This window comes from Acinetobacter sp. YH12094 (genome assembly GCF_013419295.1).
GTDB lineage: Bacteria > Pseudomonadota > Gammaproteobacteria > Pseudomonadales > Moraxellaceae > Acinetobacter > Acinetobacter amyesii.
Map to the genome: position 1 here is coordinate 95,255 of NZ_VPAK01000006.1, position 16,440 is coordinate 111,694.

12 protein-coding genes are annotated in these 16,440 nt (G+C 38.0%); 6 read left to right on the forward strand and 6 right to left on the reverse strand.

Going from position 1 to position 16,440, the window contains the following annotated elements; translation table 11 throughout:
• Positions 1–4: 4 nt before the first annotated feature.
• The 6 genes from FTU34_RS06670 to FTU34_RS06695 all read left to right on the forward strand — a co-directional run bounded on the left by FTU34_RS06670 (position 5) and on the right by FTU34_RS06695 (position 9,224).
• Complete coding sequence (locus FTU34_RS06670; protein WP_180035099.1) at positions 5–808, forward strand: TnsA endonuclease C-terminal domain-containing protein; 804 nt, start codon at positions 5–7, stop codon at positions 806–808.
• A complete protein-coding gene (locus FTU34_RS06675) occupies positions 795–2,915 on the forward strand; it encodes a Mu transposase C-terminal domain-containing protein (RefSeq protein ID WP_180035098.1) in 2,121 nt (706 codons plus the stop codon). The genes FTU34_RS06670 and FTU34_RS06675 overlap by 14 nt, the downstream gene beginning before the upstream one ends.
• Complete coding sequence (locus tag FTU34_RS06680; protein WP_180035097.1) at positions 2,912–4,594, forward strand: AAA family ATPase; 1,683 nt, start codon at positions 2,912–2,914, stop codon at positions 4,592–4,594. The genes FTU34_RS06675 and FTU34_RS06680 overlap by 4 nt, the downstream gene beginning before the upstream one ends.
• Positions 4,595–4,619: 25 nt before the next feature.
• Positions 4,620–6,161, forward strand: coding sequence for a TnsD family Tn7-like transposition protein (locus tag FTU34_RS06685; RefSeq protein ID WP_180035096.1), 1,542 nt, complete (start codon positions 4,620–4,622; stop codon positions 6,159–6,161).
• Between the two features lie 8 nt (positions 6,162–6,169).
• Positions 6,170–7,765: a Tn7-like element transposition protein TnsE gene (locus FTU34_RS06690; RefSeq protein ID WP_026056512.1), complete on the forward strand. Its 1,596-nt coding sequence runs from the start codon at positions 6,170–6,172 to the stop codon at positions 7,763–7,765.
• Between the two features lie 88 nt (positions 7,766–7,853).
• Entirely contained in the window at positions 7,854–9,224 is a 1,371-nt protein-coding gene (locus FTU34_RS06695; protein ID WP_180035095.1) for a phosphomannomutase CpsG, read from the forward strand.
• A gap of 106 nt (positions 9,225–9,330) precedes the next feature.
• On the opposite strand, the gene FTU34_RS06700 is transcribed toward FTU34_RS06695, so the two are convergent.
• The 6 genes from FTU34_RS06700 to FTU34_RS06725 all read right to left on the reverse strand — a co-directional run bounded on the left by FTU34_RS06700 (position 9,331) and on the right by FTU34_RS06725 (position 16,425).
• Positions 9,331–10,773: a capsule assembly Wzi family protein gene (locus FTU34_RS06700; RefSeq protein WP_180035094.1), complete on the reverse strand. Its 1,443-nt coding sequence runs from the start codon at positions 10,771–10,773 to the stop codon at positions 9,331–9,333.
• Positions 10,774–10,956: 183 nt separating this feature from the next.
• On the reverse strand, positions 10,957–11,973 hold the full coding sequence (gene galE, locus FTU34_RS06705; protein ID WP_180035093.1) for a UDP-glucose 4-epimerase GalE: 1,017 nt from the start codon (positions 11,971–11,973) through the stop codon (positions 10,957–10,959).
• Positions 11,966–13,633, reverse strand: a complete 1,668-nt coding sequence (pgi, locus tag FTU34_RS06710) for a glucose-6-phosphate isomerase (RefSeq protein ID WP_373686482.1) — start codon at positions 13,631–13,633, stop codon at positions 11,966–11,968. The genes galE and pgi overlap by 8 nt, the downstream gene beginning before the upstream one ends.
• Positions 13,634–13,638: 5 nt before the next feature.
• Positions 13,639–14,892, reverse strand: coding sequence for a nucleotide sugar dehydrogenase (locus FTU34_RS06715; protein ID WP_180035091.1), 1,254 nt, complete (start codon positions 14,890–14,892; stop codon positions 13,639–13,641).
• A 12-nt stretch (positions 14,893–14,904) separates the two neighbouring features.
• Positions 14,905–15,780: a UTP--glucose-1-phosphate uridylyltransferase GalU gene (galU, locus tag FTU34_RS06720; protein ID WP_180035090.1), complete on the reverse strand. Its 876-nt coding sequence runs from the start codon at positions 15,778–15,780 to the stop codon at positions 14,905–14,907.
• Between the two features lie 24 nt (positions 15,781–15,804).
• Positions 15,805–16,425, reverse strand: coding sequence for a sugar transferase (locus FTU34_RS06725; RefSeq protein WP_180035089.1), 621 nt, complete (start codon positions 16,423–16,425; stop codon positions 15,805–15,807).
• Between the last annotated feature and the right edge of the window lie 15 nt (positions 16,426–16,440).

Sequence of the window (16,440 nt, forward strand, 5' to 3'; positions counted from 1 at the left end):
CTGTATGGCAAAAATTATAAAAAACTATGAAGAATTAGTAACGGAAGGGTATGGTCAAGGCCATGGACGCGATTATAAACCTTGCAAAACTGTTCAAAACTTCAGTTCAATTGGTCGCTCTCACAGAGTACAAGGTCGTGTCAGTAAACGTCTTCATCACTTATTTTCTGATCTAGAACTATCCACTTTTTTACTACTTGATTGGAATCAGAAAGTTACAGATATTCGCGAACATTATCCTTTAGATATCTATGATCTTAACTCTATCTGTTCTCGTTATCGGATGAAAAAGATATCGGTTGATTATATACCGTTTACCCTATCATCAGATTTTTTAGTTGATTTTGGCAAGTTTTCTATAGCCCTTGACACTCTTTACAGCAAGGATCTGAATAAAGCTCATATTATTGAGTCATTAGAAATTAAACGTCGCTACTGGGAAGAAGAGCACAATACGCCGTTCAAGCTGATTACTGAAAAAGACATTCCTGCGACGGTACTAGAGAATATTAAATGGCTGTATGTAGAAAAAAATGATCTTGAAATAACGAATCACATGATTGATCAAGCAGTTTATCTTATGGAAGAAATTAGCCAGTATCCTCAAAGCTCCTTAATCACCTTCTGCAAGCATATTGACCAAACTCAAAAACTGGGTATCGGAACGACGCTCGCATTGTTCAGAAAACTATTTGCACTGCGAATACTGCAATTTAATCTAGAAATTTCGTACTTGGAGCTTAAACTCTCTGATATTCATGCAAGTAATTTGCTCCAGAATGAGAATACAGTCCATGCAACTAATTAATTCAGTTTACATCTTGAATTCAACACAATACCGAATACTCAAATTCCTACCGCAGCATACGGTATGGATTTCTATTGATAATAAAAATGCATTCCCTGAACTCATTTTGTCCAAGGAGCTTCAAACTCTCTCAGATGATCAAAGCCTGATACCAGCACAAGATCCTTATGAATACTTAAAACGATTAAACTTGAGTGAAGATTCTATTCAACTCAAAAAAAGAGAGGAAAACTTTTCAATTATTCAAGAGCTAATTAATGATGAACAAGTTCTTATCAATGCAAAAATAAGAACAGCAAAAGTTAAAATGATACATCTGGAAAAAGAGGTATCAATTAATAAAATTCTACGACTACTAAGACGTTACTGGCAACGTGGGCAAACTATAAATGCTTTGGTACCTGACTATGAAAACTCAGGTGGAAAAGGCCAAAAAAGAGTTATAGGTAATAAAAAGATTGGCAGACCACGAATCTATGAATCAAGTGAAGGTAAGAATGTCACTGAACAGGTTGAATTGTATTTTAAGAAAGCCATCGAAGAGTATTTAATTCCTATCAAAAAACAATCCATTAACGAAACTTATCTTCGGTTTAAAAATTCATTTTCTAAGCACTTTCATCAAGTGCAAGCTGCAGATATTCCAACGTATGCTCAATTCTATTATTTTTATAATACGCGATACAGAAATAAGAACAATTCCAAGGAAATTCTGACGAATCAGAAAACCCTGAAAGATCACAAACCTCTGACTTCAACAGCAACCAAGCAAGCAAATGGTCCTGGTGCGCGTTATGAGATAGATTCAACAATTGCTGATATCTACCTTGTATCATCACGAGATCCATCACAGATTATTGGCAGACCTACCGTATATATTGTTATCGATGTATTCAGCCGAATGATTACTGGGCTTTATGTCGGTATGGAAAACAGTTCATTTAACACAGCCATACAATGCCTCAGCGTTGCAATCCAAGATAAAGTGACATTCTGTCAGAGTTACGGCTTGCAAATACAATCGGAAGACTGGCCTATTTATGGTTTACCTAGTGCCATACTTGCAGACCGCGGTGAACTAATTGGATATCAAATTGAACTTCTTGAAAAAAACTTTTCTGTTCGAATTGAAAATGCTCCACCATATCGAAGCGATGCCAAAGGTATTGTGGAGAGGGCTTTCGGAATCATTCAGTCACGCTTTAAATCCTACGAGAATATCGGTGTTGTTTCTGGATTCAAGGAAAAAAAGAAAGGCGGACATGATTATCGCCTAGAAGCTTGTCTGACTCTAGAAGAGTTCAGAAAAATCATATTAAGCTGCGTCTTATTACGCAATAATTTTGACGTTTTGACAAAATATGATCGCAGTGCCGATATGCCAACTGACCTGCCTTCTATCCCTCTTAAGCTCTGGCAGTGGGGCCTACAGCACCGTACTGGGATGTTGAGACAAGTGGATAACAAATCACTATATGTTGGCTTGCTACCTAGGATCGATGCATCCTTAAGTGATAAAGGACTTAAAGTCAAAGGATTAGTCTATCAATGTTTGGAAATGCATCAACAAGGCTGGTTTATTCGTAACACGACCAAATCCCGCCCGAAAAAGTTGCGGATTGGTTTTGACCCATACTCAGTAAATACCATTTATGTTTTTTATGATGAAAATAAATTGGAATACTGGGAAGCTCACTTAAGTGATGCCTCACGTCAATATAAGCATTTGACCTGGTGGGAAGCTGAACAAATTCAAAAAGCAATCAAAACTGTTGAAAAACAGCATTCACAACTAAAGTCCGTAGCCATCAGTGAATTGCAGGATTTTACTGACAAAATCATCCACACAGCACAGAGCCGGCAGGCTCAAGCAGGAGTTCACCAACTTTCTAAAGCACAACGTACTCGGGATATTCGTCAGAACAAACAAGAAGCAATTCAGGTGGAACGTGAGGAACATCTCCAAAATATGTTCGTCAATTCTATCCGGACTATCCATTCCAACCAAGACAATACTCCAACACCCCCATCTCACAGCAGCAATCTGGATTTGACCAGTCAACCAGACTTAATGAGACAATTATTTGAAGAGGACGATGAAGAATGAATAATAATGAACTCGTGGTCAACACATCGATAGAAGATATCTATGGGGATAATCCTCTCATTACTCAATTACCGCCTATCCTTGACACAAAATCGGTCATTAAACACCTACGAGGGAAACTGAAATTTATTCCAGAACAGCGTTTCTTACCCCAACCAGAAAGAATCCATCTGATTGCTCAGTTGCCTCATGATTTTTTTCAACCACTAACTAAACATCTATCCCTTGAACAAAAAATTTCTATTATGATTCGGCAAGGTTATGTGAGTAGAAACATCACTAATGGGGATAGACATCGACATTTACACGCTGCTTTTCAGCAACTAGAACCATCAAATGAAAGCTGTTACCGCTATGCACCTCCAGAGTCGACTGCAACTAGCATGTCAATTATAGGATGTTCGGGAAGCGGTAAAACAACGACAATGAACAAAATTTTGCGTTATTACCCGCAAGTGATTGAACATAGAGAGCTGGGATTAAAACAAATTGTTTACCTTAAAATTGATTGTCCGCATGACAGCTCTTTAAAAAACTTATGCTCAAACTTTTTTAGAGCAGTAGATTTAGCATTAGGAGATACGAACTTCGAGCATCGTTTCACCAGAAGTCGCTTAAATGTGAATGCCATGCTGCAGCAGATGAAAATTATCGCAAATAATTATTCAATTGGACTTTTAATCATTGATGAAATCCAGCATTTGAATACAAAAAAATCTGGCGGGGCTGAAATCATTCTTAATTTCTTTGTCACCCTTGTGAATGTGGCATCCATTCCAATTGTGATGATTGGGACACCCAAAGCCAATGAAATTCTGCAAGAAGACTTAAGATCAGCTAGACGCAGTGCGGGATTAGGCTCTTTAATCTGGGAACCTATGCGCAATGAAGTACCCACTCCCGATCCTAGCACCCCTGATCAAATGATCATTTCTGAATGGTATGCTTTCACCAACAAGCTGTGGCAATATCAATGGGTTCAACAACCAGCTGAACTGACCGATGAATTAAGAAACACTTGGTATTATTATACGCAGGGCATTCCAGATTTAGTGGTTAAACTGTTCTGCTTGGTGCAGATTCATGCAATCACCATTGGTCTGGAAAAAATTACATCTGAACTTTTTAAAAAAGTCTACGAAGAACAATTACAGCCAGTCCACGATATTTTGGATGCACTCCGCTCAGGCAACCCCACACGTATTGCACGGTATTCTGACTTAACTATCCCTCAAGTTCAAATTGAGGAATATGTTGAACAACACCGTTTAAAAGCTGCATTAAAAACGGAAATACAGCGTAAAGATCTAGGACCACATTATTCCACACTTATAGGTATGCTAACGGCCTTAGGTCACCCCGCTGCTACAATAGATCTGCATGTCACTTCTGCATTAAAAAAATATCCAAACGAGAACTTACAGGTACTACTCCAGCATATTCTGGAAGTATTAGACGGCTCTGTAGCAAAAGATAAATTGGACCAGCCTCAGACCACAACTTCGGTAAGAAAACCAAGAACATCACGCAAAGTCATGAAAGCAGAAGAATGGAAGAGCACTGAAGCCAATGACTTACGGAATTTTTTCAGTCAAGCACAAGAAAAGGAAGTAGATGTTTATGAGCTATTAAAATCATCTCACTATTTGTTTGATCCCACCTCTCCTGTGTTGCATTAAACAAAAAATAGAGAGTAAGTGTATTATGATTTCAAATTTTCCAATACCATATCCAGATGAGTTAATTTACAGCGTGATTGCACGTTATGCTATTCACAATGGAATTTTAAGTCCCAAATACCTTACTGAAGAATTATTCAATAATAGAAATTTGACGCCAACTTACGATTTACCATCTCATATAGGAAAATTGGCTAGTTATTTACCCGATTGCTATGATGCACTCTATTTAATCAACCACCACACCTTATTACCAATTTATCAACCATTTCAACCTGATACAGTGATGCGTTATGCTGTACATGTATTACAGGGTGAACAGTATCAATCATTACATACCAAGTTGGGAAAAAATGCGTCACGAATCAAATCTGTAAATTTTTTTCGGTTCTGCCCTCATTGCTGGCAAGAACAGATGGAGCAATATGGTGAAGTTTACTGGAAACGCAGCTGGCAGATTACAGGATATGAATATTGCATAAAGCATGAATCTGCCCTTTTTGTCAGCTCTGTTCCTTGCAATGGGCTAGACCGAAGATTTTATAATGCTCATTTAAATGTCCTTATTGACTCCTCACAACTTTTTATTAATTCACAAGACTTAAAGCGTCATCTAGAGTTAGCAAAAATAATCGAGGATCTACTTATTCAATCTAGCCATATTGCAGTACAAGATGTTTCGATTTTATCAAATGCCTACTTCAATCTATTGAAAGACAGAGGCTTACTGTCAGGTCAAAAAAATATCAACTACGAAAAAATTCGTCACCTTGTCTTAGATTACTGGGGCGAAAGCTTTCTTAAATACTATCATTTAGATGATCTTCTTTCTGAGAACTGCTGGCTCAAAAATATGTGCAGGAAACATCGTAAAGCATTTTCTTATCTTGAGCATTGCATTGTATTAAAATCGCTGGTTCCAGAGCAAAAACCAATTGAAACATATAAGCAATATGTTAGCTTAGCATCTATAGAAAAAACAAACTTAGATCAGCAGCACGAAGCTCCCCCTGTATGGGTTAATAATAAAATAGATATGATATTATCTGAAGATCAAAAACAATGGACAAAATTAATTCAGAAAAATTCTGTTAAGCAGGCACGTCAATGTGATCCTGCACTTTACGCTCGGTTATATCGTAATCATAAGAACTGGCTATTACTGACAAATAAATCTGCTGTGGTATTACCTTCAGCCATTCCCAAGCCACGTGTAGATTGGAAAAAGCGAGATCAACAATTGATTAAACAACTCATCAAAATCCGGGATCAATTATTAGAAGATCTCGACTCTCCACAATGGACAAAAAAGTTTTTTATTAAGCAACTTGGCTCGGTAAGTATGATTGAAAAAAACTGGAGGTTTTTACCACTCACCACCGCCTTTCTAGAGCGTTACGCTGAGTCTGCAGATTGTTATCAAATACGCCGTCTTACACGAACATTTATTCGCCAATACACTGAAAATCAGTTCTATCCACCGAGTGTTTTTCTTCGACTATCCGGATTAAGCCCTGAACGATTAACGCCAGAAGCTCGTAGATTTTTTAATAGTATTTGGGGGTGAAATTAAAAATGAGTGATTGTCTGATCGAATATTTACCGAAAGATATGATTTATTATACTGCGAAAAAAATTAGTCGACATGGTCAAACTCGGTTTGATATTGATACTTGTTTATTTAACCCTCTTATTAAACGGTATATTCATCTTAAATTGCCAATTGAAAGTATTCTTCTTTATTACCATAAAACTCCAATTGCCAATCCTGATCCACAGAAATTATTTAACCACACCCTGAAATCAGTGGATTTTTCAGCGCTCAACGTTTTAGATTTATCCAAGAACAATTATCAAAAAACGCATAACGGTCAGTTATACTTTGAGTTTAATTATGATTCACCCATATTAAAGAAAAATATGACAATTCTTTTACCTAAGCTTATTCTTGCTCGGGATCTATTTTTTTCACACCCCTATCTTTTACGTGCAGCACTTTTTGCAGAAAATTATTCAACAGATATTTTAGTGGATATGAATGATGAAAATGCTATACATATTAATATTGCGCAAAACAAAAAAATTATGAGAGCTGATATCTCTGATCCTCATTTTTTAAAGAAGCTAGCTTTAATTTTATTACAGCCGGACTTAAATAAGGCCTTCCTTAGTATTTATCAAAAAACAATTGTTGATCAAAAAGGTGTTAAAAGCTTTAATTTTGATATGGAAGCTCCTAATATCAAAAATATTAACCTAACAGTAGAGGGTATTTTTAATAAAAAAACAGGTATTTACAGAATTGAGCGCATCACGTCTTTCAAAAATCTTGATACAGCTATCAACCGCCCTATTCAATTTCATTTCACTTCAAAAAAGATTATACAACAAATAAAAAATGCTCAAGGACAAAATCCCAAGCAGTCAACACCAACATGTCCACCTAGAGAAAAATTAAATCAAAAAGCTGATGCAGATATCGATAAACTAATAGCCAAACTAAGAAACCTCCCAGGAAAAATTTATACGATAGAAGAATTAAAAATTTCTTTAGAGACGCCCCCTTCCGAAACTACCATACGGCAAAGACGAAAGCAGATGGATAAAGACCAAAATCAAGAAGAAGGATTTGCTGGCGGAGAAGGAGATATAGAGGGTACTCTGCCTGGAGTTACAACAGAATCAGATATTCAACTAGAGCGAGTCACTCATAAAGACTTGATTAAGGTATTGGACAAAATTGAACAAAAAGGATATGAAATCAAAGAAATTAAGAATTCACCGTTTAAAAAATATAAACGTTTCCGAGGCCACAAGTTTTCTAACGCCAATCAACTACGATACTTTTATGTCTATAGAATTATAAACACAAAAAATGATGAACAATTCTATCTATGTGAAATTGATACATCAGATGGAAAAAAGAACATCTCTACACTATTACTCCGATATGAAGAAAAAACTCAATTATTAATTGAGATAGATTTCGAAAAATTAAACAATTCAATACTTTCTCAATCACTCAGTTGGCCTAAAAAGTTTATATCTGAAGTAAGAGGTATTACCGCCTTTACTACAATTAATCATCCTTCAAAAAAGGAACAACTAGACGATGTAAATTATTATGTTGACTGGGCTCAACGGATCTTAGCAAAAGCAAAATCGATATAAAAGTTAAACAGTAACATGGCATATAGAAGCTATTTTCCTTCTATAATCACATTTCCCTCACTACTCAGGAATTATTTCGAGAATTCAGATGACACAACTCACTTGTTTTAAAGCCTACGATATTCGAGGCAAACTTGGTACAGAACTCAATGAAGAGATTGCTTATAAAATTGGCCGTGCCTATGGGCAAATTTATCAACCTAAAACAGTGGTTGTGGGCTGCGACATCCGTCTCAGCAGTGAAGATTTAAAACAAGCCACCATCAAAGGTCTGAATGATGCGGGTGTTGATGTATTAGATTTAGGTATGACGGGGACTGAAGAAGTCTATTTCGGTGCCTTTCATCTAGATGTTCAAGGTGGGATCGAAATCACGGCAAGCCACAACCCGATGGACTATAACGGCATGAAATTGGTCCGCGAAAATGCACGTCCGATTGGAGCCGATTCAGGGTTAAAAGAAATTCGCTTATTGGCTGAATCAGGCAACTTTAATGAAGTTATCACTAAAGGCAAAACTGAAAAATACAATATTCTTCCTGAATATATTGATCATTTAATGTCTTATATTGATCCTGCCAAAATTCGCCCACTCAAATTAGTCATGAATGCTGGTAATGGTGCTGCGGGCCATGTGGTCGATGCCATTGAAGTAAAGTTCAAACAACTTAACATTCCTGTTGAATTTGTGAAAATTCACAATGATGCTGATGGTACTTTCCCGAATGGTATTCCCAACCCGATTTTAGTTGAAAACCGTGACAGCACCCGTAATGCGGTGATTGACCATCATGCAGATATGGGTATCGCGTGGGATGGTGACTTTGACCGCTGCTTCTTATTTGATGAAAAAGGTCAATTCATTGAAGGCTATTATATTGTCGGTCTATTGGCACAAGCGTTCTTACTGAAACAAGCTGGTGAAAAAATTGTGCATGACCCACGTCTTGTATGGAATACCTTTGATGTCATTGAACAATACCAAGGTGAAGCGATTCAGTCTAAATCAGGGCATTCATACATTAAAGAAAAAATGCGTGAGCACAATGCAGTGTATGGCGGTGAAATGTCAGCACATCATTACTTCCGTGATTTTGCTTACTGTGACAGTGGTATGATTCCTTGGTTATTGGCAATTTCTGTACTCTCAGAAACCCAGCAAACATTGTCTTCACTGGTTGAAGGTATGATTGAAAAGTTCCCTTGTTCGGGTGAAATCAATTTTAAAGTTGCGGATACTCAAGCCACCATTCAAAAGATTTTTGATCACTTTGCCAATCAAAATCCTGCAATTGATGAAACGGATGGTGTCAGTCTGAATTTTGGTGCATGGCGTCTCAATGTTCGAGCATCGAATACTGAACCACTTTTACGTTTAAATATTGAAAGCCGAAAAGATCAAAATCCGAAACCGATGCAAGACTATGTGGATGAATTAACACAGCTGATTCAAGGTTAGTATTGTTCTGCATTCCAATAAAAAAAACCATTCAACTTATTCATTAAGTTGAATGGTTTTTTTCTTAGCTCAACTAGAAAGAAATTCTATTTAAGCTGACAACTGATTAAAATAATGAACGATCCAATGGAATTTCGACTCCGATAGACACTCCCGCATCTTGACCATAGACATCAGAATCACTCACCCATCCATTCAGCTTCAATGGCGCATTTGGTTTTAAGTAATGTGTCCAAGTAAGATCTAAAGCTTTAATTTCATCTTTTTGCGCAAATGCATGATTATTTATTGAATTTGACTGATTCACTTTGGCCATCATTACTCGACCATTTAAGCGATTCATAACATCAAAGCGAATATCTCCACCAAGACTTAGCATTTGACCATCCCCACCCATGGCATGCCCTAACGGGAAGCCGTGTTGGTAATAACCATCTTTATAAATATAGTGATTATAGGAAATACCTTGTACGTCGCCATTGGTTCGAGTATCAGCCCATTCCGCATACACCTGCAAAGGTAAATTATTCAATTGTGAAGAATAATCTACCCCTGCTAAATACATTTTTTTTGAAGGAAGAAGCCCAGCTTCATCTTCACCTACATATTGCCCATAAAGGCTAATCGGGACACCACTCCAGTGGTTTAAATTAAGGCGTGCATCAAAACCTGCAATTTGATTAGACTTATCTAGATCGCCATCATAAAAGTTGTCATTACCTTTAATTGCATTCCATAATGAGTCAAAACTTTCTGAGCGCCCCTCACCTCCCCATTGAAGAATTCGAGAAGCACCAAGCTCCAAGTACGGCAATGGCTGTGCAGTTAAACGAAATCCTAATAATTTGGCATCGGGAATTGCATCGTAATCATCTAATTGACCTGCAAAAGCTTGATATTGCCAAGGTCCAATCCATGACAGCAACTTTGTTTCAAAGGCCTGTTGTTCTGCTCTTTGCATAGTAAAACCATAAACAGGGCGACTCGCATCACCACGGATTAGGCTTCCTTCATGTCCAGGTCCCCAATAGGTTGGGATTTGTCCCGCAATCAACCATTGATTCCACAATTTTCCTGCAATATAAGAACCTTCTAAATTGACATCATGTCCATGGTCAATGATTGGATCTTTTTCAGCATTGACTCGCAGTCTTGCATCCCACTGCGTTCCACCTGCATTCAATTCAAGGGCCGCTTGATATTGCGATTTTTGCTCATCTGCAAATTTTTGCGGGATGTTTTGTGGATCTGTTTCAGCAAATAAATCGAGCTTAATAGAGGTATTTTCTGCTTCTAAATTTGCCATAACCGAATTGACAACTTTCTGCTGAGCATTATTTTCAATTTTCGCAGTAGATAATGCACGCTGAATTTCTTCACCACTCAATGGCCAAGTCGAGGTACTGATTTGGATCACACCTTGTTGGTTTAGCCAATTTAGATCTGTACGTAGATCATTATTATTCAAAATGATCCCTTGAGCGTAAACCGGCAGAGCTAGAGAAGAAAAAATCGCAAGTGATAGAACTCTAAGGGTTTGATATTTCATATATTATTTCAATCAATTTATCTTTCACATATGATAACGATTTTTTTCAAATAAAAGATAAGATCTATCATCATTTTTGCACAATCCATACATGATTCAATACTTAAGTTAAATAGTTAGAAGTATGGCAAATACAAAATTTGCCATACTGTCTTTAATGAATTTACACACTAAATTTAAATCTTAGTTGTATCCATTTGGATTTTGCTTTTGCCAGTTCCAGCTATCCTTCAACATATCTTCTAAACCATATTGAGGCTGCCAATCTAACTCCGCAATTGCACGCGCATTATCAGCAAATGAGGTTGCAACATCACCTTCTCGACGAGGTACATATTCAAATGGTATCTCAACACCATTTACCTTCTCAAAAGTATCCCGAATTTGTTTTACTGAAATCCCATTGCCTGTACCAATATTCCAAGCACGGCATCCTTGCGTTTTTAAACGATGATTCAATGCGCATAAATGTGCATTCGCCAAATCGACCACATGGATATAATCACGCACACCTGTACCATCTACCGTGTCATAATCATTGCCAAAAATTGACAACTTATCACGACGGCCGACTGCCACTTGAGTGACATAAGGCATTAAGTTATTCGGAATCCCTTGTGGGTCTTCACCAATTTGACCGCTTTTATGTGCACCCACCGGGTTAAAATAACGCAGCAATGCAATCGACCAGCGCTCATCTGCAACCGAGAGTTTTTCCAACAACTGCTCAACAATCAATTTGGTGTAGCCATAGTTGTTGCTTGGCATACCTGTAGGCATGTCTTCATTTAATGGCGATACATTGGCTTCATCATAAACCGTCGCAGATGAACTAAACACCAGCTTAAACACTTGAGCACGTTCCATGGCTTTGACCAAACTAATCGAACCCGAGATATTATTTTCAAAATATTTTAGTGGCTCTTTTTGGCTTTCACCCACAGCTTTTAAACCTGCAAAATGAATCACCGCATCAATCTGATGCTCTTGAAAGATTTGATCTAAAATCTGCTGATCGAGGATATCGCCTTCAACAAAATCTAATTTTTTAGCTACCAGTGCCTGAACACGTGCTAAAGATTCGACAGAACTGTTGGATAAATTGTCCAGTACAACAACGTCATGCCCTGCGCTCAAAAGTTGAATACAAGTATGTGAACCAATATAACCTGCACCACCTGTTACTAAAATTTTAGCCATTGGTTTTTCCTAATAATATTTGTAGTAAGCCTTGCGTTGAACCATCTAAATCCGCAATATCCTTTCGATCACCATTTAATATTGGAAGTAGCTGATTGGCAATTTCTTTGCCTTTTTCTACACCCCATTGATCAAACGGGTTAATGCTCCAAAGCACCGACTGTACAAAAACTTTATGTTCATACATTGCGATCAACATGCCCAAACTATATGGATTTAGCTCTTGCAATAAAATGGTTGAACTTGGTTGATTACCTTCATATTGTTTATATTCCGGCAAATCTTGTACTTCTTGTTGATTTAAAGCTTGATTACCAAATGCCAGTAAGCGCGATTGAGCCAAACAATTGGATAAGGCCAAATGATGCTGTTCCACCAGCGCCTCTGCATTATCGACATAGGTAAATTGTTGTGCCTGATAGCGCTGCACTGGCGCAATAAAATCACAACTCACTGCTTGACTACCTTGATGCAGCAATTGATAAAAAGCATGCTGCGCATTTGGTCCCACTTCCCCCCATATAATCGGACAAGTGTCTAGATCTACTTTTTTCCCATCGCGTTGAATCGATTTACCATTCGATTCCATTTCTAACTGCTGCAAATAAGAGGCGAAATATTTCAAACGCCCATCATAAGGCAGTACTGCATGAGTCTGAATATCAAGGAAATTATTATTCCACGCACCCAATAAGCCCATTAATACAGGAATATTGTGTTCGAAAGGTGCCATCTGAAAATGCTGGTCTATGGCATGAGCACCTGCCAATAGCTGTTTAAAACCTTGAACCCCGATCGTCAGTGCAATCGGTAAGCCGATGCATGACCAGAGTGAATAACGACCACCGACCCAATCCCAAAGCAAAAATTGATTTTCAGCGGCAATGCCCCATTCGGTCATTTTATCTGCTTTGGTTGATACGCCAATAAAATGATGTTTTAAAATTTGTGATTCTTGTCCAAGTGCTTTTTCAAGCCATAAACGCACCGTTTGCGCATTGGATAAGGTATCAATGGTCCCGAACGATTTTGAAGAAATAATAAATAGCGTGGTTTCGGGGCGAAGTTGATGCAATAAATCTGAAAGCTGACTACCATCAATGGTCGAAACAAAATGTACATCGAGTGGCTTATGTGTGGATTTTTTGAAATCAGATAAGGCATGACTCACCATCAGTGGTCCTAAGTCTGACCCTCCGACACCAATATTGACCACGTCTTGAATGACTTCACCCGTTGCACCGCGGCATTGGCCGGCATGAATTTTTTCTACCAAAGCATACATACGCTCAAGTTGTGTATGCACTTGTTCTGCTAATTCAGGATGAGACTGATCATCTTTAGGTAACCGTAGCGCCCAATGCATGGCTGCACGCTGTTCGGTATAGTTAATTTCTTCAGTAGAAAATAAACGCTTTATCCACGAGGTTAAATCTTGTGTCTGTGCCCACTGGACTAGATTTTTGACAACGGGCTGATTGACTCTATGTTTACTAAAATCAAAAACCACCGGCTCTAAAGGCACAGAGAATTTTTCGAATCGCTGAGGGTCTTCAGCAAAGAGTTCTGTTAAATGCTTATTTTCAAATTCAGTTTTCAAACTATGAAGACTGCCTAAAACTGAATCTAAATGTTCGACCATATAGGGTTGAGTTTTCATAGCCATTAACGTCCTACCCCCATATATACAAAACCTTGAGACTTCACATATGCTGGATCATAAATATTGCGCCCATCCAAAATAAGCGGATGCTGCATGGTTTTAAGCAATTCGGTATAATTTGGACTCCAATATTGTTTCCATGCAGTCAATAAACACAAAGCATGTGCATCTTGCACTGCCTCATATTGCTCTGTGCAATATATAAGATCAGGTCGCTCACCATATATTTTTTTAATTTCATCCAAGGCTTGAGGGTCGTGTAATTTAACTTTTACACCTTGAGCCCATAGTGCTGCCAACATGGCATGAATAGGAGATTGTCGCGTACTGGAGGTTTTTTCCTTAAATGCAGCACCCCAAATTGCAACAGTTTTCCCTTTTAAATCACCATGATAATAATTCCACAATTTACGGAATAAAACTTCTTTTTGCTGCTCATTAATATCCCAAACTTGAGCAAGGAGCTGGCTATTTGCGCCCACACCAGACACCGTATGCGTCAAGGTCTGAATATCATGTGAAAAGTTTTCTCCACCAAAGCCGGCCCCCGGATAGAGATAAGATCCTCCAATACGATTATCCGCAGCCATCCCCTGACGAACTGACTCAATATCAATGCCTAATTTCTCAGCAACCATTGCCAAGTCATTGATATAACTAATTCGTGTCGCCAACATGCCAGAGATACTCAACTTGGTAAATTCAGCATCTAAAATGGGCATAAATAAATATTGCTGCTGACGTGGGAATAAAGGGCGTAAGAGTTCCTTAATTTTAATTTGAGCAATATCCGATGCAGTTCCAACAATCAACTGCTTGGCTTGGGCAAAGCTTTGTAAAGCGTTTCCTTCCTGAATCATGTCGGGTAAATAGACCCACTCATCTTCATGCAAAATTTTTGCAAATTTTTCTGTACCATGCAGTCCTAAAGTAGACGCATTGATCATCAGTTTAGGGTGAATAATAGGACGTTGTTTGATGTTTTGAAGAATTTCAATACATTGCTTTTCTTCGGCAGGGTTAAAACTGAAGAAATAGGCATCTGCATCTAATGGAATATCATTAAAGTCGCAGTATTTTAAAAAACTACTTTGTTGTTTATTGAGTAGATTTTTTACAGCTTCATCTTGTATATACACATGTTCGCTTTCATACGTTTTCAGTGGTTCATACCAAAAAACGTGATGACCGCATTCTGCTAGCAAAGCAGCAAATACACCTGAAAAAAGTGTTTGTCCAAATACTGCAACCTTCATATTAATCTCTTTTTATAGTTTTAGTTCTTTGATCAGCGCTTTAAATTCCTCACCTAACTTTGGATGGTCTACGCCATAATGTAAAACCGCTTTGAGATAGCCCAATTTACTGCCGCAATCAAAAGTTTGACCTTTCATGCGATAGGCTTCCACTGTATCTGTCGCTTGCAAAGCTGCAATTGCATCGGTCAACTGAATCTCATTACCTGCCCCTTTAGGCGTTTGCTCTAAAAGTTGCATAATTTTGGCTGGTAAAATATAGCGACCCACTACCGATAAATTTGACGGTGCTGAACCGACTGCTGGCTTTTCTACAATCCCTTGCATTTGGATGCTATGCCCTTCTGCAGGTGTCGATGCAACATCGACAATGCCGTATTGATCCACTAGATGATCAGGTACAGCTTCAACCATAATTTGTGATGCATGGGTTTCATCAAAACGTTGGATCATTAAACTCAAATCATTGGTTTCTGATGAATCTTTTACAAGAACATCTGGTAATAGCACAGCAAAATCATCATCACCTACTACAGCTTTGGCACACAGTACAGCATGACCTAAACCAAGTGGCTGTGGTTGACGTACGCTAATCACACTGACATGTGGTGGTAAAATTTCAGTGATTTCTTTGAGTAAATCAAATTTCTTTTTATGTTCTAGAGTGGTTTCCAGCTCAAAGTTACGATCAAAATAGTTTTCAATGGATGCTTTTGAGGAATGGGTAACCAGAATAATCTGTTCAATACCAGCAGCAATTGCTTCTTTGACTACATATTCAATCGCTGGTCGGTCAACCACTGTGACCATTTCTTTGGGAATAGATTTACTCGCAGGTAGAAACCGTGTACCAAGGCCTGCGACTGGGAGAATGGCTTTTTTGATCATTACAAATAGTTCACTAATAAAAATTTATGACTTGATTTCATCTTTAATTTTTTCAGGATCATTTCCTTGAAATAAAGAAGGACCAACATGACCCGGTGCATTAATACCTTCTCGTTTGGTCATCACACCGACTGTTTTGAACATGATTTTAAAGTCAACCAAAGTATTATGGTTATCTACATACCAAACGTCGCATTTAAAGCGTTCTTCATAATCAAGTTCATTTCGTCCACTTACCTGTGCTAGGCCAGTCATACCGGGTTTAACTTCCAAGCGACGTGCTTGTTCTGGTGAATATAATGCTACAAAGTCTTTCAGCATAGGACGTGGTCCAACAATACTCATATCCCCTTTTAAGACGTTTATGAGTTGAGGCATTTCATCTAAACTTGTAGAACGAAGTTTTTGTCCAAAAGGTGTTATACGCTGTTCATCTGGTAAAGGATTTCCTTCTTTATCAAATGCATCTTTCATCGACCGGAACTTAATCATTTTAAAAAGTTTGCCGTCTTTACCCGGACGTTCTTGCAGAAAAAAGATTGGAGAACCTAAGTTTTTACGGACCTTAAAAGCAACCAAGCAAAAAATTGGTGATAAAAGGATGAGTGCTATTAGTGCGATGACAACATCAACTAAACGTTTCATAATTAAAATTACCAC